Below are 25,555 nucleotides of genomic sequence, written 5' to 3'. Positions count from 1 at the left end.
AGGGCGCGGGCAGGGCCGGGGGAACGTGCCCCGCCCGCGCCGGGTGCGCAGAGCCCAGGGGTACGGGGGGAACCCCGGCTCATGCGCGGCCGATGACCAGTCGGCTCAATATGTACTGCGCCGCCGGTTCGAAAAGTGTTACAGCCGGGTGTCCTGGGTCAGCCCGAGGGCGTTCTCCAGTGCGGCGGGCGGGACCGGAGCGGCCGGCTCCCGGGTCGGCGCCTCCAGGATCTCGCCGCCCTCGCCCGAACCGTCCGAGCCCGGGCCGCGGCTGCCGTCGGACCCGCCCGAACCGCCGTCCAGCAGCCGGTCGCAGAACTGCTTGATCCGCTGGGCGCCCTTGGCCGCGCGGGCCAGCCGGTCCCGCTGGTCGTCGGCGAGCCGGCCCGCCCGGAAGTCCCGGCACAGGTCGGCGATGCGGAGCACCCGGTCCCGGTCCTTGCCCCCGCCGTTGCCGTCGGCGCCGGCGGCTGCCGAGCCGTCCGGGTCCTTGCGGGTGCCGTCGGTGCCGCCGGTGGCGTCCGGCCGGTCCCGGTCGTCCTCCCCGGTGGTTCCGCCGACGGTGCCGCCGATGTTGGCGGTTCCGCCGGTGCCCGGGGTGGCCGCGCCGTCCCCGCCGGGGGCCGGCGTGGTGCCGTGGCCGCCGCCGTCGCGGAACGGGGTGGGGCCGGCGTCCGGGGTGATCCCGGGCGGCACGGCACCGTCGGCCGCGTCCGGGGTCTGGAGCGGGGTGGGGCCGGTGGTGAGGGATACCGCGGGTGCCGGGCCGGCGCTCGTGTGCAGGGCGCGGTCCAGCAGTGCGCCGCCGGCCACGGCGGCGATGCCGCCGATCGCCACGCTGGCCACCGCGGCGGCCAGCCCCAGCCTGAACGTCCGGTTCCGGGCGGGCCGGACCTCGCCGGGCATGCCGAGGGCCACCAGCGGCTCCGGTTCCACGGCGGATCCGAGTACGGATTCCGCTTCGGCTTCCGGTGTGGTCCCGGCTGCGGTCCCGACAGCGTGGGTTGCGGCCCGGAAGGCGGCCAGGGCGGCGGCTTCGCCGGGCAGCTCGGCGCCGGGCGCGAGCGGGCGCGGCGCGAGGTCCTCCAGGGCCTGGCGCAGCCGGGCGGCCTCGTCCCGGTCGGGGTGATCGGCGACGGGCCCGACCGGTTCGCCGCGCAGGAGTTTCTCCGCCGCGGCCTCGTCCAGCCAGTTGTTGCGATCGTCGGCCATCACATGTCCTTCTGCGTCCGCCAACGTGAATCCGTCACACCGGTCGGCCGTACGAGGTCCCCACCCGGGCCGCGCTGCGCCGGCACGGCGTCGAGATCGCGCGCACCCCCGGAGCCACCGCTTCCCTGGGCGCGGCCTCCGGCATTATGGCCGACTTCCGTTCCCGGCTCCGCTCCAAACTCCGTTTCGAGAAGTTCGGCCAGCTTTTTCAGGCCACGGTGGGCTGCCGTGCGGACCGCCCCGGGCCGTTTGCCGAGGGTTTGTGCGGCGCTCTTGGCATCGAGGCCGACCACCACCCGCAGCACCACGGCTTCGGCCTGGTCCTGGGGGAGCCGGGCGATCAGGGCCATGGTGCGGCCGGTGGCGAGGGCCTCCATGGCCTCTCCGGCGGTGTCGCAGTCCGCGGCGCGTCCGGTGAGTTCGGTTTCGTCGCCGCCGATGGCGGGCCGGCGGCCGCGCATGCGCATGTGGTCGAGGGCCCGGTTGCGGGCGATCCGGGCGGTCCAGCCGCGGAAGCGGTCGGCGTCGCCGGAGAAGGAGGCGAGGTCCCGGGCGATCTGCAGCCATGCCTCGGAGGCCACGTCCTCGGCGTCGGCGTCGCCGACGAGCGTCCGTACGTACCCGAGCAGGCGCGGGTGCACGGCGCGGTACACAGTACGGAACGCGCTTTCGTCGCCGTGCTGTGCCGCGAGCACCGCGGCGGTCAGCTCCGCGTCGTCCCCCAGCAAAGTCCCCAACCCGTTCACTGTCCTGTACGTCCTGCGCAAATCAGCACGTTACGGCTTTCCCGCACCCACGTCCACGAGTTGTACAACCTGCAACCATTCGTGCGCGAAGCGGGGTGTGACACAAAACGCACTCGCGACGCTGACAGGGATACGGGCTTGTCGCACGAGTCCGTGTCGGATGGCGGCCGGGGCCTCTCCTGTGGGGGGTGGCGGCCTCGGTCGCCTTCTCCGACTCTCCCCCTCTCTACACCTCCCCCGCCCTTCTCGTCCGGGTGAAATCCGCCTCTGCGTGCGGTACTCCCGCCCCCGCGTCGATAGCGTTGCGGCACACCCCGACACGTCCCGAGGAGCCCCCCGCTGTCCAGCCCCCTCCCGGCCCAGGTCCGCGGCAGCAAGCTCGCCCGGTTCAACGCACTGCCGGCCGAGGCCGCCGAGCGAGCCCTGCTGCACTGCTGCGGCAGCCACCGCTGGGCCCACCGGGTGGCGGCGCACCGACCGTACCCGGATCTGGCCGCGCTGCTCGCCGCCGCGGACGAGGCCTCGTACGACCTGGCACCGGCGGACCTCACCGAGGCGCTGGCCGTCGAATGCTCGACGGAGCTGCACGAGGGCGCTCCGTACGCGGCGCATCTGGCACTCGACGCGGCCCACGCCGAATACGAACGGAAGTTCGGGCACGCCTTCGTCATCTGCCTGGCCGGACACCCGGCGGAGGAGCATCCCGACATGGTGCTGGCCGGTATCCGACGCCGGATGGCACACGAGGAGGACGAGGAGCGGTCCATCTCCGCCGACGAGCTGCGGCGACTCGCCAGGGCCCGGTTGTCCGTACTGGCCCGGATGCCCGAATCCTTCGATGCAGTACGCCCGGAATCACCCTGTTCGCCCCTGTGGGATAGCCCGTCCGTGCCTGTTTGATCACACCGATGGACCCCGCGCGAAGGAACCGACAACTCGTCGCTACGATGGCCGGGGCCGGTGGACCGTACCCGGCCGGGCCCGACCGACAACGAAGCCGGCTGGCCCCCGCCCCGCTTCCGGAGGGTTTTCCGTGCCGGCTGGAACGTTGTACCGCGGCCGGGAAGGAATGTGGTCCTGGGTGGCTCATCGAGTCACCGGCGTCCTCATCTTCTTCTTCCTGTTCGTACACGTCCTCGACACCGCTCTCGTCCGCGTCTCCCCCGAGGCGTACGACGATGTCGTGGCCACCTACAAGACTCCGATCGTCGCGCTGCTGGAGTACGGCCTCGTGGCCGCCATCATCTTCCACGCGCTCAACGGTCTCCGTGTCATCGCCGTGGACTTCTGGTCCAAGGGCCCGCGCTACCAGAAGCAGATGCTCTGGACCGTCGTGATCCTTTGGGCCGTGACCATGATCTACGCCGTGTTCCCCGTCCTGGGTCACGCTGCCGAAGAACTGTTCGGGAAGTGACGCGCATGTCTTCTGACACTTCTTCCGCCCAGGGGATCGGCGACGTGGAGGGCGTTTCCCTCTACGACGTCGACAACCCGGCCCCCTACATCGAGGCCCCGCGCAAGCGCACGTCCAAGACGCCCAAGTCGACCCGCGGCAACTTCGAGATGGCCGCGTGGCTCTTCATGCGCCTCTCGGGCATCGTCCTGGTCGTCCTGGTCATCGGCCACCTGATCATCCAGCTGGTGCTCGACGGCGGCGTCTCCAAGATCGGCTTCGCCTTCGTGGCCGGCCGCTGGGCCTCCCCCTTCTGGCAGGGCTGGGACCTGCTGATGCTGTGGCTGGCCATGCTGCACGGCGCCAACGGCCTGCGTACCGTCATCAACGACTACGCGGAGCGCGCCAACACCCGGCTGTGGCTGAAGGGCCTGCTCTACACCGCCACGGTGTTCACCATCCTTCTGGGCACGCTGGTGATCTTCACCTTCGACCCGAACATCCGCTAGGCAACGGGGCTGAGGCGACACATCTCATGAAGATCCACAAGTACGACACCGTCATCGTCGGCGCCGGCGGCGCCGGCATGCGCGCCGCCATCGAGGCGACGAAGCGCAGCCGCACCGCCGTGCTGACCAAGCTGTACCCGACCCGCTCCCACACGGGTGCCGCGCAGGGCGGCATGGCCGCCGCGCTGGCCAACGTGGAAGAGGACAACTGGGAGTGGCACACCTTCGACACGGTCAAGGGCGGTGACTACCTGGTCGACCAGGACGCCGCCGAGATCCTGGCGAAGGAGGCCATCGACGCCGTCCTCGACCTGGAGAAGATGGGCCTGCCGTTCAACCGCACCCCGGACGGCACCATCGACCAGCGCCGCTTCGGCGGCCACAGCCGTGCCCACGGCGAGGCGCCGGTCCGCCGGTCCTGCTACGCCGCGGACCGCACCGGCCACATGATCCTCCAGACGCTGTACCAGAACTGCGTGAAGGAGGGCGTGGAGTTCTTCAACGAGTTCTACGTCCTCGACCAGCTCATCACCGAGGTCGACGGGGTCAAGCACTCCGCGGGCGTCGTGGCGTACGAGCTGGCCACCGGCGAGATCCACGTCTTCCAGGCGAAGGCCGTCATCTACGCCTCCGGCGGCACCGGCAAGTTCTTCAAGGTGACCTCCAACGCGCACACCCTGACCGGCGACGGCCAGGCGGCCTGCTACCGGCGCGGCCTGCCGCTGGAGGACATGGAGTTCTTCCAGTTCCACCCGACGGGCATCTGGCGCATGGGCATCCTGCTGACGGAGGGCGCCCGCGGTGAGGGCGGCATCCTCCGCAACAAGGACGGCGAGCGCTTCATGGAGAAGTACGCGCCGGTCATGAAGGACCTCGCCTCCCGTGACGTGGTCTCGCGCTCCATCTACACCGAGATCCGCGAGGGCCGCGGCTGCGGTCCGGCCGGGGACCACGTGTACCTGGACCTGACCCACCTGCCGCCGGAGCAGCTGGACGCCAAGCTCCCGGACATCACCGAGTTCGCGCGCACCTACCTGGGCATCGAGCCGTACACGGACCCGATCCCGATCCAGCCCACCGCGCACTACGCCATGGGCGGCATCCCGACCAACGTCGAGGGTGAGGTCCTGTCGGACAACACCACCGTGGTCCCCGGCCTGTACGCGGCCGGCGAGGTCGCGTGCGTGTCGGTGCACGGCGCCAACCGCCTGGGCACCAACTCGCTGCTGGACATCAACGTGTTCGGCAAGCGCTCCGGTATCGCGGCGGCGAAGTACGCGGCCGAGAACGACTACGTCGAGCTGCCGGAGAACCCGGCCCAGCTGGTGGTCGACCAGGTCGAGCGGCTCCGCAACTCCACCGGCAACGAGCGGGTCGCCGACCTGCGCCTGGAGCTGCAGGAGACGATGGACGCCAATGTGATGGTGTTCCGTACCGAGCAGACCATCAAGACGGCGGTCGAGAAGATCGCGGAACTGCGCGAGCGCTACAAGAACGTGTCCGTGCAGGACAAGGGCAAGCGCTTCAACACGGACCTGCTGGAGGCCATCGAGCTGGGCAACCTGCTCGACCTGGCCGAGGTCATGGCCGTGTCCGCACTGGCCCGCAAGGAGTCCCGCGGCGGTCACTACCGCGAGGACTACCCCAACCGCGACGACGTCAACTTCATGCGCCACACCATGGCGTACCGCGAGGTCGGAGCCGATGGCTCGGACTCGGTCCGGCTCGACTACAAGCCGGTCGTCACGACCCGCTACCAGCCGATGGAGCGTAAGTACTGATGGCTACCCCGACCCTGGACAAGGTGGAGGCGGCTTCCGCGGCCTCCCACACCATCACGGTCACCTTCCGGATCCGCCGCTTCAACCCCGAGGTCTCGGCCGAGGCGGAGTGGCAGGACTTCCAGATCGAGATCGACCCGAAGGAGCGTGTGCTCGACGGTCTCCACAAGATCAAGTGGGACCTGGACGGCACGCTGACCTTCCGCCGCTCGTGCGCGCACGGCATCTGCGGCTCCGACGCGATGCGGATCAACGGCAAGAACAGGCTCGCCTGCAAGACGCTGATCAAGGACATCAACCCGGAGAAGCCGATCACCGTCGAGGCCATAAAGGGCCTCACGGTGATGAAGGACCTCGTGGTCGACATGGAGCCCTTCTTCCAGGCCTACCGCGACGTCATGCCGTTCCTGGTCACCACGGGCAACGAGCCGACGCGCGAGCGCCTGCAGTCCGCCGAGGACCGCGAGCGCTTCGACGACACCACCAAGTGCATCCTGTGCGCCGCGTGCACCTCCTCGTGCCCGGTGTTCTGGAACGACGGCCAGTACTTCGGCCCGGCGGCGATCGTCAACGCGCACCGCTTCATCTTCGACTCGCGTGACGAGGCCGGCGAGCAGCGGCTGGAGATCCTGAACGACAAGGACGGCGTGTGGCGCTGCCGCACCACGTTCAACTGCACGGACGCCTGCCCGCGTGGCATCGAGGTCACGAAGGCGATCCAGGAAGTGAAGCGCGCGCTGATCACGCGCCGCTTCTGACCTGCGGTTCTTCCGTTCCGTACGAGGGCCCCGCACCCGGTTTCCACGACCGGGGGCGGGGCCCTCGCTCGTTCGGGTGAGCGCGCGGCATCCGGCGGCCGGGCCGGGTTCCGTCCTACGATGATGCTCTCGACAGCAGCCCACGGGAGGCACGTGATGTCCGCAGCACCTGCTGAGCAGCCACTGGGCGACCGGCGTCTTATCGACGAAGCCAACCGAATCATGGAACGCCTTCCTGGCTACCGCGTCGAGATCATCGGAGGGCAGATCCTCGTGTCTCCACCAGCTGACGGCGCCCACGCGCGTGCTCTCACGAATCTCATGCGCCCGTTCATCGCGGCCGGGCTCGACGACATGGAAGCCGAGGTGCTCCAGGCCATCGGTATCTGGCTCCCCGACGGGCGCGAGGACTACGCCATCCCGGACCTCTCGATCGTCGACGCCGACTTCGAAGACCACCACACCGAGAACAACTGCTACGACCCCGTCGCCTTCCGGCTGGTTCTGGAAGTCACCTCCAGCAACTACCAGACCGACCTACGCACCAAGGTCAGCGCCTACGCCAACGCCAAGGTCCCCGTTTACGTCATCGTCGACCGCAAGCACAACCGGCTGCACGTCCTCACCGACCCGGTGCAGGACAAGTACGACAACTACCGCGTCCACGCCCCCGGCGAGGTCGTGACCCTGCCCGAGTCCATCGGTGCCAAGGTGACCCTGGACGTCGAGGCGGTGCTGGCCGCAGCCCGTCGTAAGCCCGAAGCCGAGTAGGCCCTACCGGGGCGGCCGTAGGATCGGCGCCATGAGCGAGCAGCAGCCGAATCCGTACGCGAGCGAGCCGGGGCCGGCCGGCAGTGGCCAGGACGCCTACAAGTGGGGCCCGGGCAACCCCAGTTACGGATATCCGCAGCCCTATCCGAGCGCCCCGCAGTACCAGCCGACGGTCGCCGGGGCCGGTCTGACCCTGCCGGGCGGGTACGCCGGCGGCCCGGCGTTCAGCCTCGGGGACATCACCATCGCCGGGGACCAGATCATCACCCCTTCGGGTGCCATGCCGCTCAAGGGCGCCATGTGGAACGCCACGGACTTCTCCCGCACCGAGGAGAAGATCCCCACCCATGCGATCGTGCTGGCCATCGTGTTCGCCTTCTTCTGCCTGATCGGCCTGCTCTTCCTGCTGATGAAGGAACGGGTCACCACGGGGTACGTGCAGGTGACGGTGAGCAGCGCCGGCCGGCACCACTCGACGATGATCCCGGTGACCAACCCGGCCGTCTTCCCGTGGGTGATGGGCCAGGTCAACTACGCGCGCTCGCTGAGCATCTGAGACGTGCTGAGGCGTGCCATCATCAGCGGATGATCGTTTCTCATGATGTGGACGGGCCGGCCGACGGCCCCGCCGTGGTCCTGCTGCACTCCTCCGTCTGCGACCGCCGGATGTGGGACGCCCAGCGGGCGCCGCTGGCCGCAGCCGGCCACCGGGTGGTCCGGCTCGACTTCCGGACCTGCGGGGACTCCCCCGCGGCGACCGCCCCGTACAGCGACGAGGGCGATGTCCTCGCCGTGCTGGATGCGCTCGGGATCGAGCGGGCCGCCCTCGTCGGCTCCTCGTACGGCGGGCGGGTCGCCCTCCGGCTGGCGGCGCAGCACCCGGACCGGGTGGACCGGCTGGTGCTGCTCTGCCCCGGCGTCCCCGGTATGCAGCCGACCCCGGACATCACGGCCTTCGACGAGGCGGAGGAAGTGCTCCTGGATGCCGGGGACCTGCTGGGAGCGGCCGAGCTGAACGCCCGTACCTGGCTGGGTCCGGAGGCGGACGACGCGACCCGGGCGCTGGTCCGGGACATGCAGCTGCACAACTTCGAGGCCGGCGCGGGAGCCGACTGGGAGCTCGAACTGCCGGAGCCCGAGGTCGGCCTGGGTGCCGTACGGGTGCCCGCCTCGGTGTTCGGCGGCGCGCACGATCTGCCCGGGTTCCGGGAGGTGTCCCGCACCCTGGCCGAACGGCTGCCGGAGGCCACGTACACCGAGCTCTCCTGGGCCGGTCATCTGCCTGCCCTCGAACGCCCGGATGAGATCACGCAATTGATTCTGAGTCAGTTGCGATAACGCATGGCGGGTCCGCGACCCGTGCTGTCAGCCTGGTCCGATGGACCAGCGGGTGGGCGTAGTCGAAGTGGTCGTGCCGGGGGTCGGACTCGTGGACCGGCTGGAGGCGTTACAGCCCTCCGGCGTCCAGCGGGTCAGCGGTGACGAACGGGCGGGGGTGTACCGGACGGCGGGCGTGCGCGAGCACGGGTCCGGGGTGATACGGGAGGTCTACGACTGGGCCCGGCTGACCATCGGCGGGGCCACCCGGGCCCTGTGGCTGTTCCTGCTGCCGTTCCTGCTGGTCAATCAGGTGGCCTGGATGCAGCCCTTCCGGCTGGACCGGAAGTGGGCCAGTGGCATGTACCGGTGGGTGGCGCAGATGCTGGGCCTGTCGCTGACGATGCTGGCGGTGGCCGCGTTCGCACAGGGGGCGATGGACCAGCTGGTCTGGCAGTGCGGGACGGGCGGGTCGGCCGGTGGTGTGTGCAAGGAGGCCAACCCGCTGGTGCACTTCGTCCGGCAGCACGGCACCGTCACGGGGATGCTGCTGGCCGCGCTGGTTCCGGTGATCGCCCTCGGGTCGATGTCGTTCAGTGCCCGCGACGAACGGCAGGAGTACCGGTCGGTGCGGCGCACGGCCGAGGTCACGGGTGATCCGTGGAAGGCCGTCAAGGGCGGGGAGAAGCCGGAACGGCCGCTCGCCACGCCCCTGTTCTGGGAGTACAACTGGCGGGCCCGGGGGCTGACCGCCCGGCATCTGTGTGCGGGAGTGCTGACGCTGGCCCTGCTGCTGACCGTGCCCGCGTACCGGAGCGGGGCCGGGGACGGGGCGGCCTGGCTGCTGTTCGCGGTGATCGGCGCAGGTGCCGTGCTGGTCTCGGCCGGGTCCTGGTGGTGGCCGGGGCGGCTCGGGGAGCGGGCGGTGGGCACCTGCTGCCTGCTGGCCCTCGCGGGCGCGGCGGTGTACTACGGCGGTTCGGGTGGGCAGCGGACCAACCAGGTGATGCTGCCGGGGGTCGGCATGCTGACCACGCTGCTGCTGGCCGGGCAGGTGGTGCTGCTGCTGGTGATGGCCGCGCTGTGCCTGTGGACGCCGCGGGACCCGGCGGACCGGGTGCCGCTGCGCGGGCTGGCCGGGGTGGCGATGGGGGTGCTGGCCTGCTTCAGCGCCTGGCAGTGCTCGACGGCCGTACTGCTGTGGACCCAGGACTGGCTGACCGCCGAACCGGAGCGGCAGCGGGTGCAGTTGCCGGCCGCGGTGCGCGCGAACGCGGCTGCGCTGCCGATCGTCACTCTCTCGGCGGTCGGACTGACCGTTCTCCTGGTGGCGGTGCTCGCGGCCCGGCGGAAGTGGGCGAGCCGGCCGTGGCCGCGGTCGGACGCCGAGAAGGAGGAGTACGAGGAGCGGCGGCAGCTTCTTGCGCTGGCGCAGGCCCGGGCGGGGGCGGCCGGCGATCCGCCGAAGCTGTTGACCCAGGTGGACCGCGGGCTGGCGGCGGCTGCCGTGCTGGTGACGGCCATCCTCGCGGTGTTCGGGGCGCTGGCCTTCCACAGCCCGGACTACCTGTCGCTGCACTACCAGGAGCTGATGGCCGACGGGCTGCGGCTGCTGACCTCGCTGGGCTCGTTCATGCTGGTGGCTCTGATCGTCGTGATGCTGCTGGCGGCGCGGACGATCATCCTGCGGGCCGAGTCCCGCCGGTACACCGGGATCATGTGGGCGTTCGGGGCGTTCTGGCCGCGGTCGGGGCATCCGTTCACCCCCGCGACCTGGACCGGGCGGGGGGTGCCGGAGCTGACGCACCGGCTGGGGGCGCTGCTGGAGGGCCGGCCGGAGGGCCGGGTGCTGCTGCACGGGCACTCGATGGGGGCGATGATCGGGATGCTGGCGCTGATGCAGGCCAAGGCCGGTTACCGGCCGCAGATCGCCCTGCTGACCACCGGCTGCCCGCTGACGAGCTTCTTCCGGCGGCACTATCCGGCGTACCTGACCCGGGAGGCGGTGGAGGACCTGGCGGCCGGGGTCGGCGGCCCGGACGGGCTGGCCGGCTGGGCGAACGTACGCCGGGACACGGATGCGATGGCGGGGCCGGTCGGGCACGGGCTGGACCGGCAGCCGTGGCCGGACGGGGTGGACCCGGCGGCCCCGGCAGGGACTCCGGCGGGCCCCCGGGGTCCGGCCCAGCCGGTGTTCATACCGCTGCAGCGGCACGACTTCTACCGGGTGGACCCGCGGATCGAAGAGGTCCGGGAGGACCTGCTGAACCGGCTCCGGCAGCCCTGAGTCCGCCCGGGCAAGAAAAGCTTGAACTTGTTCAAAAATACTCCTAGAGTCAATCATGCCAAGCATTTGAACACGTTCAAGGAGGCGGGGGGCATGGACCTCACCGTGGTCGCGTACGTCATCTATCTGCTCGTCAGCGTCGGTCTCACCATCTGGGTGGCGCGGACCCTGAGCCGCAACGGACGGATCTTCATCTCCAGCGTGCTGCAGGGGGACGAGAAGCTCGCGGACGCCGTCAACCACCTGCTGGTGGTCGGCTTCTACCTGGTCAACCTGGGCTTCGTGGCCCTGTACCTGAAGTCCGCGGAGGCCGTGGCCGACGCCCGCTCGCTGTTCGAGGCCCTCTCGGTCAAGCTCGGGGTCGTCCTGCTGGTCCTCGGGGTGATGCACCTCGGCAACGTCTGGGTGCTCAACAAGATCCGCCGCCGGAGCATCACGGAACGCGCGCAGACCCCGCCGGTCGCCCCGCAGGGCTGGGCCACCCCGGCCGGTGCATGACCGTGCGCACCGGCTCGCCGGTCCACCGGCTGACCATCCTGTACGACGCCCACTGCCCGCTCTGCGTCCACGTCCGGCACTGGCTCCTCGGCCAGCGGTGGCTGGTCCCGCTCCGGATGATTCCGGCCGGGTCGGCCGCGGCCCGGCAGGCGTATCCGGGGCTGGACCATGCGGCAACGCTCCGCGAGATCACCGTGATCGGCAACCGCGGGCAGATCTGGACCGGCGCCGACGCGTTCATCGTCTGCCTGTGGGCCCTCGCCGAACACCGGCCGAAGGCCGACTGGCTGGCCACCGCGGCGGGCCGGCCCTTCGCCCAGGCCACCATGCTGGCCGCCGCCGCCTGGCGCGGGGCCACCCGTGACGGATCGGCGGCCTGTGACGAACAGTGCGAGATCCCCGGATAGGCTCGGACACCGTGACGGAACAGAAGGCCCCCAAGAGCGAGCAGACCCGGACGCTCATCCTCGAAACCGCGCTCCGGCTCTTCCAGGAGCGCGGTTACGACAAGACGACCATGCGGGCCATCGCCAAGGAGGCCGGGGTCTCGGTGGGCAACGCCTACTACTACTTCGAGTCCAAGGAGCACCTGGTCCAGGGCTTCTACGACCGGATCGGCGCAGCCCACCAGAAGGCCGTCCGCCCCATCCTGGACCGGGAGACCGACCTCCAGACCCGGCTCGCCGGGGTCCTGACCGCATGGCTGGACATCGCCGCCCCGTACCACGAGTTCGCGGCGCAGTTCTTCAAGAACGCGGCGGACCCGGAGAGCCCGCTCAGCCCCTTCTCCCCCGAGTCGGAGCCCGCCCGCAGGCAGGCGATCGACATGCACCGGGAGGTCCTGGCGGGGGCGAAGACCAAGGTGCCCGCCGAACTGGCGGACCTGCTCCCCGAGCTGATGTGGCTCTCGCAGATGGGCCTGGTCCTGTACTGGGTGTTCGACCGCTCCGAGAACAGCGAGAAGACCCGCAGGCTCGCCCAGCGCGGCGCCCAGCTGACCACCCGCGGCATCGTCCTGGCCCGCTTCCGGGTGCTGCGCCCGCTGGTCCGCGAGGTGCACGAGCTGTTCACCGACTTCCTGCCGGGCATGGCCCAGGCGGCGAGCGCCCGCAAGGCCTGACCGCCCGGGGAACCTTCGGCTTCGATCGACTCCGATCGACTTTGATCATCTTTCGGTCACCGCCATAGCATGGGCATGCCACCCCCCTTCCGTCACCCGGCGAAAGCGACCCATGCATATCAAGCGGTTCCCCGCCGTCCTGGCCGCCCTCCTCTGCCTCGCCACGCTGTCCGCGTGCGAGGACGGCAAGAAGCCGGCTCCGGCCGGTTCCGCTGCCGCCCCGGCATCGAGCGCATCCCCGGCGGCGGGCACATCCCCTGCGGTACCGGCCGGCCTGGCCGAGGCCCAGCGGTACGTACAGAAGTACGTCCCGTGCGAGGACATGAGCACCGATCCCCGCGACCGCCGGCTGCCGCGGACCGGTCTGACCACGGTCGGCAAATGGTCCGTGACCGAGCGCGGGGTGTGCAGTGACCGCACCGAAGGCGCCGAGCTCATCTTCTACATGGCCTCGGACATGAAGGAGTTCCAGGCGGGCTACAAGAAGCACGTCCAGGAGAAGAGGGCAGGGGACGAGAACTACGGGCTGTTCAGCCGGGTCTTCGTCGGCAAGAACTTCGCCGTCACGCCGACCGGGCCGAAGGCGGCCCTCGCCCTCTCCCGCTCGGACCTGAGGATCCTCACCTGCCATCCCAGCTTCTGGGCGCCCAAGGGCTACAAGCAGGAGAAGGCCCTGGTGGACTACTGCGTCCTCAGCGACTTCGTGCACGCCGAAGACGGCACGGGCAGCCCGAACTTCGAGACCCCGACGGACCCGGCGGGCGGCACCGGCGGACCGGAGAAGCCGGGCCAGCCGGCCCAGGGCAGCCTGGGCCTGCCGAGCGCCGCCGGTATGGCGGAGCTGAAGAAGCTCGTCCATCCGCACACGGTCGACTGCACGACCATGTCCACGGCGTCCGAGGACGTGGCCGTCGAATCCATCGACTACCGGCCGGCCGTGTCCGGTGACCCGCGGACCCTGGGCATCACCCAGCGGGCGGTCTGCGGCAACACCGGCGGGGCGCAGCGCGCCCACGACCTGAACTGGCTGGATGTGGTGGGCGATATGACCACCCTGCAGCGGCGGGCGAAGGCCGCCCAGCAGGAGGACCTGAAGGACGGCCGGCTGTCGGCCACCACCAGCAGGCTGCTGGTCGGCGAGAACATCGCGGTGGAGACCAACGACGAGTCCGTCCGCTTCGGCCTCTACCAGCTCCAGTTCCTGGCGCTGGAGTGCCGGCCCGGGTTCAAGGCCCCGGCCGGCTACCGGCTGGAGCGGGCCAAGGTCGAGGGATGCGTGCTCACCAACTACGAGGGCTGAGGACGGATCAGAGCCAGTCGAGTTCCCACAGGCGCCAGACGCCGGTGCCGTCCGACAGGTGCCGGCCGCCGGTGACGGCCTCGCGGGTGAGCACGTAGTCCTTCTTCTGCCAGATCGGCAGGATCGGGACCTGCGCCGCGACCAGGCGCTGCACCTCGCGGAAGTCGCCGGCGGCCTCGGCCCGGTTGCCGAACGACTGGGTCCGGGTGATGAGTTCGTCGATGGCCTTGTCGGAGAAGCCGTTGTTCATGCTGGAGCCGGCGCCGACCAGCGGGGCGGTGAAGTTGTCCGCGTCCGGGAAGTCGGCGATCCAGCCGATGGTGTACGCGTCGTAGGCGCCGGCCGCGTAGCCCTCCTGGAAGTCCTGCCATTCCTTGACGGCCTCGGTCTGCACCCGGAACAGGCCGGTGGCCTCCAGCTGCTTCTTGATCTCGGCCGCCTCGGCGACGTTCGCGCCGCGCACGTTGAAGCCGAGGGTGAAGGAGACCGGGGCGGTGATCCTGGCCTCCTTGAGGATCTTCTTCGCGGTCTCGGCGTTCGGCTCCTGGTAGGTGTCGAAGAACGGTGTGCCGTGGCCGCTGATGCCCTGCGGGATCAGCGAGTAGAGCGGGGTGACCGTGCCGTTGTAGGTGCCCTTGGCGAGCTTGCCGCGGTCCAGGACGGCGGCCACCGCCTTGCGGACGGCCGGCTGGGACATGGGCTTGCCGGGCCGGACGTTGAAGACCATGTTGCGGGTCTCGGTGCCGCCGGACTGCTGGTACCGGACGTCCTTCATGCTCGGGTTGAGGCCGGCCAGCACGGCCGGCGGCAGCTCCCGGTGGGCGACGTGGACCTGGCGGGTCTCCCAGGCCCGGTTCAGCTCGTCGGAGCTCTCGTAGTACCGGACGGTGACCGGGACATGGGCCGGCTTGGCCCCGCCCTTGTACGAGGGGTTGGGCGCGAGTTCGGCGCTGATGCCGGGCTTGAACGCCTTCAGGGTGTACGGGCCGGAGCCGTCGAGCTCGTTGCCCTTGCGGAGGGCGTTCGCCGGGTACTTCTCCTTGTCGACGATCGAGCCCGCCCCCGTCGCGATCTTGAAGGGGAAGGTGGCGTCGCGGGCGGACAGGTTGAAGGTGACCGTCCGGCCCTCGGCCTTGACCGACTCCAGGGTGCTGAGCAGGGACACCGGGCCCTGCTCCGACCTGATCACCTTGATCCGGTCGAAGGAGAACTTCACGTCCTCGGCGGTGATCTCGCGCCCGCCGGCGAACTTCAGACCGGGGCGCAGCTCGCACCGGTAGGTGGTGAGCTTCTGGCCGATGAACGAGCAGGAGCTCGCGGCGTCCGGAACCGGGGTCTCCGAGCCTGCCTTGACGGTCATCAGCGACTGGTAGACGTTGCTGTACAGCGCCCAGGAACCGGCGTCGTAGGCGCCGGCCGGGTCGAGCGAGGAGGCGACGTCGGTGGTGCCGACCTTGATCGCGCCCTTCTTCCCGCCGTCGGACGGCAGCAGTTGCCAGGCTGCGACGCCCCCCGCGGCGGCCAGCACCAGCCCCCCGGCGATCACCTTTCTGCCGAACGAACCCACGCTGAACTCTCCCCCCGTTGTCCGAATACCGGTCACCCAATCACGGAAAATTCTTCGGCGGAAGGTCGATTCACCACCGGATCGGCGGCGTCATGCCTGATATGAGGCGAGTTCTACCACCGTGATGTCGGACGGTGCGCCCACCCGCACGGGCGGTCCCCAGGCACCCGCGCCACGGGACACGTACAGCTGGGTGTCCCCGTGGCGTTCGAGGCCGGCGAGGGTGGGATTGGCCAGGTCGGCGAGGTAGTTCCCGGGCCAGAGCTGGCCGCCGTGGGTGTGCCCGGACAGCTGGAGGTCGACGCCGTGCGCCATGGCCTGGTCGATGACCACGGGCTGGTGCGCCAGGAGGACGGCGGTCCGGCTGCGGTCGCGGTCGCCGAGGGCCCGGGCGAAGTCCGGCCCCTGGCCCTCGCTCTCGCCGGCGATGTCGTTGACCCCGGCGAGGTCGAAGTACGGCAGTTCCCGGCGGTCGTTCTCCAGCGGGTGCAGGCCGAGTTCCCGGACGTGGTCGACCCACTCCTCGGCGCCGGAGAAGTACTCGTGGTTGCCGGTGACGAAGAAGGCGCCGTGCCGGGCCCGGAGCCGGGCCAGGGGCTCGGCGGCCGGCCCGAGGTTCTCGACGGAGCCGTCGACGAGGTCGCCGACGACGGCGATCAGGTCGGGCTGGGTGCGGTTGATGGTCGCGACGATGCGCTCGGTGTGGGCACGGCCCAGGATCGGGCCGAGGTGGATGTCGCTGACCACGGCCACCCGGAAACCGTGCGCGGCGCGGGGCAGCTTGGCGAGGGGGACGGTGACGCGCTTGACCCGGGGGCCGCGGAGGACGCCATGGGTTCCGTAGCCGACGGTGCCGGCCGTGGCCACGACCGCGGCGGCGGCGAGGCTCCGCGCCACGAAGACCCGCCGGCTGACCCCGGGCGCCTCGGGGGCCTCGGGCGCCTCGGGCACCCCGGGCTCTTCGGGTGCCTCGGCCGGGGCGGTGGCCGCCGGCGGGGCGGGATCCGCACCCGGGCCGGGGACCTCGACCGGGACCTCCGCCAGGACCTCCGCCGGAGCCGGAGCCGGAGCCGGCACGGCTGCCGGTGCGCGCCGCGCCCCGGACCGGCGCAGCCACACCGCCCGGACCGGTTCGGCCACCAGCATCGCCAGGGTCAGGTACAGCAGGACCGCCAGCCAGAGGAAGCCCGGCCAGGCCACCGCCTGCTGGAGCCAGAAGGGCGCTCCGGCCCGCTCCGACACCAGGGCGGCCACCGCCAGCAGCGGCAGCACCCACGCGGTCACGGTCAGGGTGCGGCGGACCCGTGAGCCGGCCGTGGTGGTGTCACGGACCAGCCGGATCCACAGCCAGCGGTGCACCAGGAACAGCAGCGCGAAGACGGCCAGCGCGACGAGGGCGAAGATCAGGACGGTCATGGGGCTTCACGTGATTCACGACGCAACGCCCGGACCCCGCGCAACCCGATCAGGCCGACCACCGTCCCCAGGAGAAAGGACGTGATCGCCAGGATCAGGTGGACCCAGAAGTACGCGGTGGGGTCGCCCGCGTCGTCGAAGGCCAGGCCGCTGCCGTCCTTCCAGAGGTTCCGGACGAAGGACACCCAGATGAACCAGCTCCACACGCCGAAGGCGAGCAGGAACCAGGAGGCGGCGCGGCCGAGTTTCATACCCCCAGTATCCGGCCGTCCCCCGGGCCGGACGCGCCGGGGTGGGCTGTCCCGGCAGGGCTTGCGGCTTGTTGGCCCAACCGCGAAGGCAGACCGACAAAAGGAAGGTAATTTCACCATCGTGTCTGTCAAGAAGACCGTAGTAACGGTCATGTCCGCTGCGCTGGTCCTCCCCGGCATCCTCGCGGCCCCCGCCCACGCCGACGACCCCAAGCCGGGCGGCAAGGCCCCCACCCAGGTGCCCGCCAAGGCTCCCGAGAAGGGCCCGGCGCCGCCGGCCCAGATGTCCACGGTCGGCGGGGCCCGGCTCGGCCAGCCCGGTGCGCAGGTCAACCTGCTGCCCGGGGCGCCCCAGCTGCCCGGCAACCTGACCGGCCGGTCGTGGATCGTCGCGGACGCCGAGTCGGGCGAGGTGCTGGCCGCGAACAACGCGCACTGGCGGCTGCCCCCGGCCTCCACCCTCAAGATGCTCTTCGCGGACACGCTGCTGCCCACGCTGCCCAAGGACAAGGTGCGCACGGTGGGCTACGAGGACACCGAGGGGGTCGGCCCGGGCAGCAGCACGGTCGGCATCAAGGAGGGCTTCGACTACACCGTCCACGATCTGTGGCTCGGGGTGTTCCTGCGCTCCGGCAACGACGCCGTGCACGTCCTGGCCGCGATGAACGGCGGCATCGACAAGACCGTCAAGGACATGCAGGCGCACGCCGAGGAGCTCCAGGCCCTGGACACCCATGTGGTGACCCCGGACGGGTACGACGCGCCCGGCCAGGTCTCCAGCGCCTACGACCTCACCCTGTTCGCCCGCTCGGGCATGCAGAAGAAGGACTTCCGGGAGTACGCCGGCACCGCGAGCGCGAAGTTCCCCGGGATGCAGAAGCCGGGCAAGCCGCGCGAGACCTTCGAGATCCAGAACACCAACCGGCTGATGACCGGCGCGGCCGGTCTCGCCCCGTACAAGGGCATCGCCGGGGTGAAGAACGGCACCACCACCCAGGCGGGGTCCACCTTCACCGGGATCGCCCAGCGCGGGGACCGGAAGCTGCTGGTGACCGTGATGAATCCGAGCGCGGGCGGCGGCAATGCCGTCTACCACGAGACGGCGGCGCTGCTGAACTGGGGCTTCGAGGCGGCCGGCAAGGTCAAGCCGGTGGGTGAGCTGGTGCCGCCGAAGAGCGCGGACACCGGCCCGCACGGCTCTCCCGCCCAGTCCCACGACAGCAGCCCGGCGGCTGCCGAGGAGCAGTCCGGCGGGTTCGGCACCGCGCTGGCCGTGACCGGCGGCGCGCTGGTGGCGCTGGCCGGCGGGGTGTTCGTGGTCAACCGGCGCTGGCCGCGCGGTCCTCGCGGCCGGGGGAGCCGTCGCCCTCAGGAGTGAATTCCGCCGGGCTCTCGTCGCCCTGCTCGTCGGTGGCGGTCCAGGCCGCGCAGAACAGCAGCAGCTTCGCCGTGAAGTTGATCCACAGCAGCAGGGCGATGGGCACGCCGAAGGCTCCGTACATGCTCTTCGCCGCGACCTCCCGCATATAGCCGCTGAGCAGCAGCTTCAGCAGTTCGAAGCCGACCGCGCCGAGCAGTGCGGCCTCGATCAGCCGGCGGCGCGGCGGCTGCACCCCGGGCAGCAGGGTGAGCAGGTACAGCAGGAGCAGGAAGGCGGCGATCACCCCGACCCCGAAGGCGCCGGTCCGCAGCACGGCCCCGCCGGCGCCGCGCTCCGGGATGCCCAGCCAGTCGCCGAACCGGCCGACCGCGGTGGAACCGAGGATCGAGGCGAGTGCGGAGGCCAGGGCGGCGCCGCCGAGGCCGAGCAGCACCAGGGCGTCCTTGCCCTTGCGGACCACCGGGTTGCCCTCGTCCTCGTCGTCCTTGTCCCAGACCGCGCGCAGGCACTCCCGCATGGAGCCGATCCAGCCGATGCCGGTGAACAGCAGGAGGGCGCCGGCCACCAGGCCGATGGTGGCCGCGTTGTCGACCAGGCCCGAGAGGTTGAGCTGTTCGGAGATCCCGGGCACCTGCTCGGAGAGCCCGTCCTCCAGCTTCTTCAGCTGCTCCGGGGTGAGCAGCGCCGCGCCGACGGCCGCGGCCACCGCGATCAGCGGGAAGAGCGCGAGGAAGCTGATGAAGGTGATGGCGGCGGCGAGCCGGTTCCAGTGCACCCGTTCGAGGCGCTGGTACGCATGCCACGCGCGGGTCTCCATCAGACGGGTCACCAGGGGCCCGATCACGGGGAGCTTCTTCAGCCAGTCCATGCGATCACCGTAATTGAGGCGCCGGAAATAGCCGGGATTGCCGGGTTTGGGCGCTACGGTCGTCCACTGTGACTTTTCGCCCGATGCATGTGCTCGTGCTGCGCCGACTCCGTTTCCTGGTCCTGCGCGTGCTCCGCGTACTCCCTCAGGAGCGACGTATGGTCGGCTCGTCGACCGGCGAGCCGAGCTGTGCCGGGACGCCGGCCGGGCCGCTCCCGAAGGGGTACTCGCGCAGCTTGCGCCAGACCCCGTCGGAGCCCTGCTCGTAGAGCGCGAAGCCCTCGCAGACCCAGTCGGCCGCATAGTCGGCCAGCTCGGCGAAGGCGAGGTCCATCGCCTCCTCGGAGATCCCGTGGGCAACGGTGACGTGCGGGTGGTACGGGAACGCCAGCTCGCGGCGGAGCGGCCCGCCGGGGTCGCGGACCTGGCCCTGGAGCCGGGTGCAGCCCGCGCCGCCCTCGACGACCTTGACGAAGACCACCGGGGAGAGCGGGCGGAAGCTGCCGGTGCCGGCCAGCCGCATCAGGAAGGGCCGGAAGGCCGTGGCGACCTCGGTGAGGTGGGCCCGGATCTCCGGGAGCCGGTCCGCCGACACCTCGGTGGGCGGCACCAGGGTGACATGCGTGGGGATGCCGTACGCGGCGGCGTCCCCGAAGCCAGCGCGCAGCTGCTGGAGCTGGCTGCCGTACGGCTCCGGGACCGCGATCGAAACGCCGAGCGTTACGGTCCCCACGTATGTCTCCTCGTGTCTGTGTGTCGGCTGTGGCCCGAGTGTGCCGCCCCCCAGTGTGGGGGCAGCACCCCCGTTCCGGCCAGGGCCCTCGGATCGTCAGTGCTTGGCGGGGAGGAAGCCCAGGTGGTCGTAGGCCTGGGCGAGGGTCTCGGCGGCGACCGCCCGCGCCTTCTCCGCGCCCCTGGCCAGCACGGCGTCCAGCTCAGCCGGGTCGTCCAGGTACTCCTGGGTGCGCTGCTTGAAGGGTGTGACGAAGTCGACCATCACGGCGGCGAGGTCGGTCTTCAGCGCGCCGTAGCCCTTGCCCTCGTACTTCTCCTCCAGGACCGGGACGGCGGTGCCGGTGAGGGTGGCGTAGATGGTCAGCAGGTTGCTGACGCCGGGCTTGTTCTCCGCGTCGAAGCGGATCACGGTGTCGGTGTCGGTGACCGCGCTCTTGACCTTCTTCTCGGTGACCTTGGGCTCGTCGAGGAGGTTGATCAGGCCCTTGGGGCTGGACGCCGACTTCGACATCTTGATCGACGGGTCCTGGAGGTCGTAGATCTTCGCGACCTCCTTGACGATGTGCGCCTCGGGGAGGGTGAAGGTCGGGCCGAAGCGCTGGTTGAAGCGCTCGGCGAGGTCCCGGGTCAGCTCGATGTGCTGGCGCTGGTCCTCGCCGACCGGCACCGCGTTCGCCTGGTACAGGAGGATGTCGGCGACCTGGAGGATCGGATAGGTGAACAGGCCGACGGTGGCGTTGTTGACGCCGCCCTTGGCGGACTTGTCCTTGAACTGGGTCATCCGGCTGGCCTCGCCGAACCCGGTGATGCAGTTCATGACCCAGCCGAGCTGCGCGTGCTCGGGCACATGGCTCTGGACGAACAGCGTGCAGCGCTCGGGGTCGAGCCCGGCGGCGAGCAGCTGGGCGGCGGAGAGCCGGGTGTTCTGCCGGAGGGCCGCGGGCTCCTGCGGCATGGTGATCGCGTGCAGGTCGACCACCATGTAGAAGGCGTCGTGCGTCTCCTGCAGGGCCACGTACTGGCGAATGGCTCCGAGGTAGTTCCCGAGGTGGAACGAACCGGAGGTGGGCTGGATACCGGAGAGCGCGCGAGGACGATCAGAAGCCATGGGGCCATTCTCTCAGGTGCGGAGGGCCTCCCGGCCCCTGCGCTGGCCGGAAGGAACCGGCCGCGCCCGGCCGGGGTCCCCGCCCCGCCCGGGTACCGGACGGTAGCGGCCCGTCCGGATCTCACCCCGGTCGAGCGACCGCTTTCCGCCCGGCAGCCGTGGCGCTGCCGGGCGGCGGCGCGGGGGCTACGACAGCGGGAGGCCCGGGGCCGGGAAGGCGGCCATGAGGTCGGCGACCTCGGCGCGGACCGCGGCCAGGGCGGGCTCGTCCCCCGCCGCGGCGGCGTCGACGGACCGGGAGATCCACTCCGCGACCTGCGGCATGTGCTCCGCGGTGAGGCCGCGGGAGGTCAGCGACGGGGTGCCGATCCGGATCCCCGACGGGTCGAACGGCTTGCGCGGGTCGAACGGCACGGTGTTGTAGTTGACGACGATGCCGGCCCGGTCCAGCGCCTTCGCCGCGGCCTTCCCCGGCACCTGCTTCGCCGTGAGGTCCATCAGCACCAAGTGGTTGTCGGTGCCGCCCGACACCAGGTCGAAGCCCCGCTCCAGCAGCGCCGCCGCGAGCGCCTTCGCGTTGGCCACCACCGCGTGCGCGTACGACACGAAGGAGGGCTGGGCCGCCTCGTGCAGGGCCACCGCGATGCCCGCCGTCGTCTGGTTGTGCGGGCCGCCCTGGAGGCCCGGGAAGACCGCCTTGTCGATGGCCTTCGCGTGCTCCTCCCGGCACATCAGCATCGCGCCCCGCGGCCCCCGCAGCGTCTTGTGGGTGGTCGTCGAGACCACGTCCGCGTACGGCACCGGGGAGGGGTGCGCCCCGCCCGCGATCAGGCCGGCGATGTGCGCCACGTCCGCGACCAGGACCGCGCCCGCCTCCTTCGCGATCGAGGCGAAGGCCTCGAAGTCGATGGTGCGCGGCAGTGCCGTACCCCCACAGAAGATGACCTTCGGGCGCTCGGCGAGGGCCTGCTCGCGCACCGCGTCGTAGTCGATCAGGCCGGTGTCGGCGCGTACGCCGTACTGCACGCCCCGGAACCACGAACCGGTGGCCGAGACCCCCCAGCCGTGTGTCAGGTGCCCGCCCATCGGCAGGGCCATGCCCATCACCGTGTCACCCGGACGAGCGAAGGCCAGGTACACGGCCAGGTTCGCCGGAGAGCCCGAGTACGGCTGGACGTTGGCGTGGTCGACGCCGAACAGGCCCTTGGCCCGCTCGACGGCGAGCGCCTCCACCCGGTCGATGTTCTGCTGGCCCTCGTAGTACCGGCGGCCCGGGTAGCCCTCGCTGTACTTGTTCTGCAGCACCGTCCCGGAGGCCTCCAGCACGGCGGCGGAGACGTAGTTCTCGCTGGGGATCAGACGCAGGGTGTCGGCCTGGAGCCGTTCCTCCGCGGCGACGAGCGAGGCGATCTCGGGATCGGTGGACAGCAGGGCGGGATGGCGCGCGGTCATGGCGGCTCCTCCGGGGTCGATGGCGGTTCGTACCCCGCGAGGCCCAGGCGAGCGGCCCTGTGTGCGGACATGCGCGCACGACTCCCCCGGAGTTGGTTCTCCGTACGCCAGTCGCCGTGCGTACCGCACACCTTATCGGCCCCGACACCCGGACGCTTTCGCCGTCCGCGCCGAGGAGCGACGATAGAAAATGACGCCACCCACGTCACAGGCCAGGACGGACGAAACGGAGACCCCGTGTCGACAACAGCTGATGCCATCCGCTCCGCCGACGCGCACGCCGCGCACACCTACCACCCGCTTCCCGTCGTCATCGCCTCCGCGGAAGGTGCCTGGATGACGGACGTCGAGGGCAGGCGGTACCTCGACATGCTCGCCGGTTACTCGGCCCTCAACTTCGGCCACGGCAACCGCCGCCTGATCGACGCCGCCAAGGCCCAGCTGGAGCGGGTGACCCTCACCTCGCGGGCCTTCCACCACGTCCGGTTCGCCGACTTCTGCGCACAGCTCGCCGAGCTGTGCGGCAAGGAGATGGTGCTGCCCATGAACACGGGTGCAGAGGCGGTCGAGACGGCGGTGAAGACCGCAAGAAAGTGGGGCTACGAGGTCAAGGGCGTTCCGGACGGGCACGCGAAGATCGTGGTCGCCGCCGACAACTTCCACGGCCGCACCACCACCATCGTGTCCTTCTCCACCGACCACGACGCCCGCGACCACTTCGGGCCCTACACCCCCGGGTTCGAGATCGTGCCGTACGGCGATCTGACCGCGCTGTCCGCGGCCGTCACCGAGAACACGGTGGCGGTCCTGCTGGAGCCGATCCAGGGCGAGGCCGGGGTGCTGGTGCCGAAGGACGGCTATCTGCGCGGCGTACGCGAACTGACCCGGCAGCGGAACGTCCTGTTCATGGCGGACGAGATCCAGTCGGGCCTCGGGCGCACCGGGAAGACCTTCGCCTGTGAGCACGAGGGGGTCGTCCCGGACGTCTACATCCTGGGCAAGGCGCTCGGCGGCGGAGTGGTGCCGGTGTCGGCGGTGGTCGCCGACCGGGACGTGCTCGGGGTGTTCCGGCCCGGCGAACACGGCTCCACCTTCGGCGGCAACCCGCTGGCCTGCGCGGTCGCCCTGGAGGTCATCGCGATGCTGCGCACCGGCGAGTACCAGCAGCGGGCCGCCGAGCTGGGCGACCACCTGCACGCGGAGCTGGGCCTGCTGACCGGCGGGGGCGCGGTGACCGCCGTCCGCGGGCGGGGCCTGTGGGCGGGGGTGGACATCGAGCCCTCGCACGGCACCGGGCGGGAGATCTCCGAACGGCTGATGGAGCGCGGGGTGCTGGTGAAGGACACCCACGGCGCCACCATCCGGATCGCCCCGCCGCTGGTGATCAGCAAGGAGGACCTCGACTGGGGCCTGGACCAGCTGCGCGCCGAGCTGTCCGTCTAGCCGGACTGTCTGGCCGGCTGTCCGGCCGCCCTGTCCGTCTAGAGGATCACGTGGGGCAGGAAACGGGCGTACTCGTCCGTGATCAGCCCCGCGGACTCCCGGATGCCGAGCCCCGCCGCCTCGTCTTCGACCACCCAGGCACCGAGCACCACGCGGTTGCCGTCGAACTCGGGCAGCGGGGCAAGGGCCTGGAAGCAGTAGGTCTCCCCGGCCTGCGGGGTGAACGGCACCCCGTCCGGGCCCGGCTCGTGGACCGTGACCCCGGCGCCCTCGCGGCCGAGCAGCGGCTTGGCCACGTACCCGCCGTCCTCGGCGAGTTCGCGCGGGCCGTCGAGGTAGGCGGGGAGCAGATTGGGGTGGTCGGGGAAGAGCTCCCACAGGACCGCCAGCAGCGCCTTGTTGGAGAGCAGCATCTTCCAGACGGGCTCGATCCAGCAGGTGGTGCCGGAGCCGCCGCCGTTGTCCATGGTGTCCAGGACCTGCGGGGCGAACGGGTCGGTGGCCAGCCACTCCCACGGGTAGAGCTTGAAGCAGCTGCGGATGAAGCGGAGCTTCTCGTCCACGAACCGGCCGGACAGCCGGTCCCAGCCGATCTTCTCGACCGCCAGGGCGTGCGTTTCGATGCCGGCCTGCTCGGCGGTCTCCTGGAGGTAGGCGACCGTCATCAGGTCCTCGCCGAGCTCGTCGGCCTCGGAGTGCGCGAAGTGCAGCGGGCCGGGCGGAAGCAGCTCGGCCTGCCGGCGCCAGGCGTCGACCAGGCGCTCGTGGAGGGAGTTCCACTGGTCGGCGCCGGGGAAGCGCTCCTCCATCCAGAACCACTGCGGGCTGGCCGCCTCCACCAGGGAGGTGGGGGTGTCCGCGTTGTACTCCAGCATCTTGGCCGGGCCGGTGCCGTCGTAGCGCAGGTCGAACCGGCCGTAGAGGGAGGGCTGTTCGGCGCGGCGGCGCCAGGACTCCACGATCCGCTCGCGCAGCCGGGGGTCGGTGATCCCGAGGTCGGCGAAGCGGTCCTGCTCCACGATGTGCGCGGCGGCGGCCAGGCACATGGCGTGCAGTTCCTCGACCACGTCCTCCAGCGCCTCCACCTCGGGGAGGCTGAAGGCGTAGTAGGCGCTCTCGTCCCAGTAGGGGCGCAGGGAGTCGTCCGGGTAGCGGGTGAGCGGATAGATCAGCCCCTGCTCCTCGACGGTCTGCTGCCAGCCGGGGCGGGGCTCGATGGTGTGCCGCTTCATGCCGGTGCTCAGCCGCCGCTGGAGGAGGAGCCGCCGCCGATGCCGCCCCGCTCGACGGCGCTCTTGTCGAAGCTGCCGCCGGACACCTTGTTGCCGGTGGGGACGTGGCCGCCGTAGTAGTACGCGCCCCGGCCGCCCTTCTTGCACTCCTCCATGGAGTACTGGTCGAGGGTGAGGCGGTCGGCGCAGCGCCGGTCCGGCTCCTTGCTGCTGCCGCAGGCGACCAGGGCCGCCGCGAGCAGGCCCATGCCGCCGAGGGCGACGCCGCCGGAACGCATGCGTCGCCGAGTGCTGGTGCTGCTGTCCATGTCCGATGCTCCCCCTGACGGTGGCGTGCTCCGGACAGACTAGAGCCGGGGGCTGAGGGGATGGAATCCGGCCGCCTGATCACCCCTCCACTACAGTCTGTT

At 70.8% G+C, this 25,555-nt stretch carries 26 protein-coding genes and 1 riboswitch; of the genes, 15 read left to right on the top strand and 11 right to left on the bottom strand.

The genetic code is table 11. The features are described 5' to 3' along the window. Positions 1–138: 138 nt before the first annotated feature. Together DEJ50_RS20150 and DEJ50_RS20145 are read right to left on the bottom strand one after the other, a co-directional pair. Complete coding sequence (locus tag DEJ50_RS20150; protein ID WP_150209353.1) at positions 139–1,212, bottom strand: hypothetical protein; 1,074 nt, start codon at positions 1,210–1,212, stop codon at positions 139–141. Further along, positions 1,212–1,940, bottom strand: a complete 729-nt coding sequence (locus DEJ50_RS20145; RefSeq protein ID WP_150212240.1) for an RNA polymerase sigma factor — start codon at positions 1,938–1,940, stop codon at positions 1,212–1,214. The genes DEJ50_RS20150 and DEJ50_RS20145 overlap by 1 nt, the downstream gene beginning before the upstream one ends. 357 nt (positions 1,941–2,297) lie before the next feature. Here DEJ50_RS20145 and DEJ50_RS20140 point away from each other — a divergent pair, with 357 nt between their 5' ends. The 13 genes from DEJ50_RS20140 to DEJ50_RS20080 all read left to right on the top strand — a co-directional run bounded on the left by DEJ50_RS20140 (position 2,298) and on the right by DEJ50_RS20080 (position 13,692). Continuing rightward, positions 2,298–2,858 carry a 2-oxo-4-hydroxy-4-carboxy-5-ureidoimidazoline decarboxylase gene (locus tag DEJ50_RS20140; protein WP_150209352.1) on the top strand — a complete coding sequence of 187 codons (561 nt, stop codon included), beginning with the start codon at positions 2,298–2,300 and terminating at the stop codon, positions 2,856–2,858. Between the two features lie 133 nt (positions 2,859–2,991). Beyond that, complete coding sequence (gene sdhC / locus DEJ50_RS20135; RefSeq protein WP_150209351.1) at positions 2,992–3,372, top strand: succinate dehydrogenase, cytochrome b556 subunit; 381 nt, start codon at positions 2,992–2,994, stop codon at positions 3,370–3,372. Positions 3,373–3,377: 5 nt separating this feature from the next. Then, positions 3,378–3,860 (top strand): succinate dehydrogenase hydrophobic membrane anchor subunit, encoded by a 483-nt coding sequence (locus DEJ50_RS20130; protein ID WP_150209350.1) that lies wholly within the window; start codon positions 3,378–3,380, stop codon positions 3,858–3,860. A gap of 26 nt (positions 3,861–3,886) precedes the next feature. Beyond that, positions 3,887–5,641: a succinate dehydrogenase flavoprotein subunit gene (sdhA, locus tag DEJ50_RS20125; RefSeq protein WP_150209349.1), complete on the top strand. Its 1,755-nt coding sequence runs from the start codon at positions 3,887–3,889 to the stop codon at positions 5,639–5,641. After that, positions 5,641–6,399, top strand: a complete 759-nt coding sequence (locus DEJ50_RS20120) for a succinate dehydrogenase iron-sulfur subunit (RefSeq protein ID WP_150209348.1) — start codon at positions 5,641–5,643, stop codon at positions 6,397–6,399. Before sdhA ends, DEJ50_RS20120 begins: the two co-directional genes overlap by 1 nt. 156 nt (positions 6,400–6,555) lie before the next feature. Further along, positions 6,556–7,170 carry a Uma2 family endonuclease gene (locus tag DEJ50_RS20115; protein WP_150209347.1) on the top strand — a complete coding sequence of 205 codons (615 nt, stop codon included), beginning with the start codon at positions 6,556–6,558 and terminating at the stop codon, positions 7,168–7,170. Between the two features lie 31 nt (positions 7,171–7,201). Continuing rightward, a complete protein-coding gene (locus DEJ50_RS20110; protein ID WP_150209346.1) occupies positions 7,202–7,726 on the top strand; it encodes a hypothetical protein in 525 nt (174 codons plus the stop codon). A 29-nt stretch (positions 7,727–7,755) separates the two neighbouring features. Next, a complete protein-coding gene (locus DEJ50_RS20105) occupies positions 7,756–8,508 on the top strand; it encodes an alpha/beta fold hydrolase (protein WP_150209345.1) in 753 nt (250 codons plus the stop codon). Positions 8,509–8,548: 40 nt separating this feature from the next. Continuing rightward, positions 8,549–10,774 carry an alpha/beta fold hydrolase gene (locus DEJ50_RS20100; RefSeq protein ID WP_150209344.1) on the top strand — a complete coding sequence of 742 codons (2,226 nt, stop codon included), beginning with the start codon at positions 8,549–8,551 and terminating at the stop codon, positions 10,772–10,774. 93 nt (positions 10,775–10,867) lie between these two features. After that, positions 10,868–11,272: a hypothetical protein gene (locus DEJ50_RS20095; RefSeq protein WP_150209343.1), complete on the top strand. Its 405-nt coding sequence runs from the start codon at positions 10,868–10,870 to the stop codon at positions 11,270–11,272. Next, positions 11,269–11,679: a thiol-disulfide oxidoreductase DCC family protein gene (locus DEJ50_RS20090; RefSeq protein ID WP_150209342.1), complete on the top strand. Its 411-nt coding sequence runs from the start codon at positions 11,269–11,271 to the stop codon at positions 11,677–11,679. Before DEJ50_RS20095 ends, DEJ50_RS20090 begins: the two co-directional genes overlap by 4 nt. 11 nt (positions 11,680–11,690) lie before the next feature. Continuing rightward, the gene (locus DEJ50_RS20085) at positions 11,691–12,392 is read left to right on the top strand and encodes a TetR/AcrR family transcriptional regulator (protein WP_150209341.1); all 702 of its coding nucleotides are present in this window, start codon (positions 11,691–11,693) and stop codon (positions 12,390–12,392) included. A gap of 112 nt (positions 12,393–12,504) precedes the next feature. Beyond that, positions 12,505–13,692 (top strand): hypothetical protein, encoded by a 1,188-nt coding sequence (locus DEJ50_RS20080; protein WP_150209340.1) that lies wholly within the window; start codon positions 12,505–12,507, stop codon positions 13,690–13,692. Positions 13,693–13,699: 7 nt separating this feature from the next. Here the strand turns inward: DEJ50_RS20080 and DEJ50_RS20075 are convergent, their stop codons facing one another. The 3 genes from DEJ50_RS20075 to DEJ50_RS20065 form a co-directional block, all read right to left on the bottom strand. Further along, the gene (locus tag DEJ50_RS20075; RefSeq protein WP_223837835.1) at positions 13,700–15,259 is read right to left on the bottom strand and encodes an ABC transporter substrate-binding protein; all 1,560 of its coding nucleotides are present in this window, start codon (positions 15,257–15,259) and stop codon (positions 13,700–13,702) included. 90 nt (positions 15,260–15,349) lie between these two features. After that, a complete protein-coding gene (locus tag DEJ50_RS20070) occupies positions 15,350–16,675 on the bottom strand; it encodes a metallophosphoesterase (RefSeq protein WP_150209339.1) in 1,326 nt (441 codons plus the stop codon). Beyond that, entirely contained in the window at positions 16,672–16,926 is a 255-nt protein-coding gene (locus tag DEJ50_RS20065; RefSeq protein WP_150209338.1) for an SCO4848 family membrane protein, read from the bottom strand. Before DEJ50_RS20065 ends, DEJ50_RS20070 begins: the two co-directional genes overlap by 4 nt. Before the next feature lie 118 nt (positions 16,927–17,044). Between DEJ50_RS20065 and DEJ50_RS20060 the strand changes: the two genes are divergently transcribed. Continuing rightward, positions 17,045–18,304 (top strand): D-alanyl-D-alanine carboxypeptidase family protein, encoded by a 1,260-nt coding sequence (locus DEJ50_RS20060; protein WP_411757685.1) that lies wholly within the window; start codon positions 17,045–17,047, stop codon positions 18,302–18,304. Here the strand turns inward: DEJ50_RS20060 and DEJ50_RS20055 are convergent. The 4 genes from DEJ50_RS20055 to glyA all read right to left on the bottom strand — a co-directional run bounded on the left by DEJ50_RS20055 (position 18,246) and on the right by glyA (position 22,470). Continuing rightward, positions 18,246–19,175: a YihY/virulence factor BrkB family protein gene (locus DEJ50_RS20055; RefSeq protein WP_150209336.1), complete on the bottom strand. Its 930-nt coding sequence runs from the start codon at positions 19,173–19,175 to the stop codon at positions 18,246–18,248. The two genes, DEJ50_RS20060 and DEJ50_RS20055, sit on opposite strands and share 59 nt — an antisense overlap. A 145-nt stretch (positions 19,176–19,320) precedes the next feature. Beyond that, positions 19,321–19,908, bottom strand: a complete 588-nt coding sequence (locus DEJ50_RS20050; RefSeq protein ID WP_150209335.1) for a 2'-5' RNA ligase family protein — start codon at positions 19,906–19,908, stop codon at positions 19,321–19,323. 96 nt (positions 19,909–20,004) lie between these two features. Continuing rightward, positions 20,005–21,018, bottom strand: coding sequence for a tryptophan--tRNA ligase (gene trpS / locus DEJ50_RS20045; RefSeq protein ID WP_150209334.1), 1,014 nt, complete (start codon positions 21,016–21,018; stop codon positions 20,005–20,007). A gap of 186 nt (positions 21,019–21,204) precedes the next feature. Continuing rightward, positions 21,205–22,470, bottom strand: a complete 1,266-nt coding sequence (gene glyA, locus DEJ50_RS20040) for a serine hydroxymethyltransferase (protein ID WP_150209333.1) — start codon at positions 22,468–22,470, stop codon at positions 21,205–21,207. A gap of 34 nt (positions 22,471–22,504) precedes the next feature. Then, positions 22,505–22,595, bottom strand: a riboswitch (ZMP/ZTP riboswitch). 112 nt (positions 22,596–22,707) lie between these two features. On the opposite strand from glyA, the gene rocD reads away from it, so the two are divergent. Then, positions 22,708–23,913: an ornithine--oxo-acid transaminase gene (gene rocD / locus DEJ50_RS20035; RefSeq protein ID WP_150209332.1), complete on the top strand. Its 1,206-nt coding sequence runs from the start codon at positions 22,708–22,710 to the stop codon at positions 23,911–23,913. Between the two features lie 38 nt (positions 23,914–23,951). On the opposite strand, the gene DEJ50_RS20030 is transcribed toward rocD, so the two are convergent. Further along, positions 23,952–25,145, bottom strand: a complete 1,194-nt coding sequence (locus DEJ50_RS20030) for a glutathionylspermidine synthase family protein (RefSeq protein WP_150209331.1) — start codon at positions 25,143–25,145, stop codon at positions 23,952–23,954. Positions 25,146–25,153: 8 nt separating this feature from the next. Beyond that, entirely contained in the window at positions 25,154–25,453 is a 300-nt protein-coding gene (locus DEJ50_RS20025; RefSeq protein WP_150209330.1) for a hypothetical protein, read from the bottom strand. Positions 25,454–25,555 lie beyond the last annotated feature (102 nt).

The sequence above is a fragment of the Streptomyces venezuelae genome (genome assembly GCF_008642295.1).
Classification (GTDB): domain Bacteria; phylum Actinomycetota; class Actinomycetes; order Streptomycetales; family Streptomycetaceae; genus Streptomyces; species Streptomyces venezuelae_C.
The sequence above is the reverse complement of the archived record's forward strand: the minus strand, read 5'-3'. Positions and strand labels throughout refer to the sequence as shown.

What these genes read in the sequence shown, in the direction of transcription:
- DEJ50_RS20150 (WP_150209353.1), bottom strand. Translation starts at nt 1,212, where the DNA reads ATGGCCGACGATCGCAACAACTGGCTGGACGAGGCCGCGGCGGAGAAA.
- DEJ50_RS20130 (WP_150209350.1), top strand. Translation starts at nt 3,378, where the DNA reads ATGTCTTCTGACACTTCTTCCGCCCAGGGGATCGGCGACGTGGAGGGC.
- sdhA (WP_150209349.1), top strand. Translation starts at nt 3,887, where the DNA reads ATGAAGATCCACAAGTACGACACCGTCATCGTCGGCGCCGGCGGCGCC.
- DEJ50_RS20120 (WP_150209348.1), top strand. Translation starts at nt 5,641, where the DNA reads ATGGCTACCCCGACCCTGGACAAGGTGGAGGCGGCTTCCGCGGCCTCC.
- DEJ50_RS20115 (WP_150209347.1), top strand. Translation starts at nt 6,556, where the DNA reads ATGTCCGCAGCACCTGCTGAGCAGCCACTGGGCGACCGGCGTCTTATC.
- DEJ50_RS20110 (WP_150209346.1), top strand. Translation starts at nt 7,202, where the DNA reads ATGAGCGAGCAGCAGCCGAATCCGTACGCGAGCGAGCCGGGGCCGGCC.
- DEJ50_RS20105 (WP_150209345.1), top strand. Translation starts at nt 7,756, where the DNA reads ATGATCGTTTCTCATGATGTGGACGGGCCGGCCGACGGCCCCGCCGTG.
- DEJ50_RS20100 (WP_150209344.1), top strand. Translation starts at nt 8,549, where the DNA reads ATGGACCAGCGGGTGGGCGTAGTCGAAGTGGTCGTGCCGGGGGTCGGA.
- DEJ50_RS20095 (WP_150209343.1), top strand. Translation starts at nt 10,868, where the DNA reads ATGGACCTCACCGTGGTCGCGTACGTCATCTATCTGCTCGTCAGCGTC.
- DEJ50_RS20090 (WP_150209342.1), top strand. Translation starts at nt 11,269, where the DNA reads ATGACCGTGCGCACCGGCTCGCCGGTCCACCGGCTGACCATCCTGTAC.
- DEJ50_RS20080 (WP_150209340.1), top strand. Translation starts at nt 12,505, where the DNA reads ATGCATATCAAGCGGTTCCCCGCCGTCCTGGCCGCCCTCCTCTGCCTC.
- DEJ50_RS20070 (WP_150209339.1), bottom strand. Translation starts at nt 16,675, where the DNA reads ATGACCGTCCTGATCTTCGCCCTCGTCGCGCTGGCCGTCTTCGCGCTG.
- DEJ50_RS20065 (WP_150209338.1), bottom strand. Translation starts at nt 16,926, where the DNA reads ATGAAACTCGGCCGCGCCGCCTCCTGGTTCCTGCTCGCCTTCGGCGTG.
- DEJ50_RS20055 (WP_150209336.1), bottom strand. Translation starts at nt 19,175, where the DNA reads ATGGACTGGCTGAAGAAGCTCCCCGTGATCGGGCCCCTGGTGACCCGT.
- trpS (WP_150209334.1), bottom strand. Translation starts at nt 21,018, where the DNA reads ATGGCTTCTGATCGTCCTCGCGCGCTCTCCGGTATCCAGCCCACCTCC.
- glyA (WP_150209333.1), bottom strand. Translation starts at nt 22,470, where the DNA reads ATGACCGCGCGCCATCCCGCCCTGCTGTCCACCGATCCCGAGATCGCC.
- DEJ50_RS20030 (WP_150209331.1), bottom strand. Translation starts at nt 25,145, where the DNA reads ATGAAGCGGCACACCATCGAGCCCCGCCCCGGCTGGCAGCAGACCGTC.
- DEJ50_RS20025 (WP_150209330.1), bottom strand. Translation starts at nt 25,453, where the DNA reads ATGGACAGCAGCACCAGCACTCGGCGACGCATGCGTTCCGGCGGCGTC.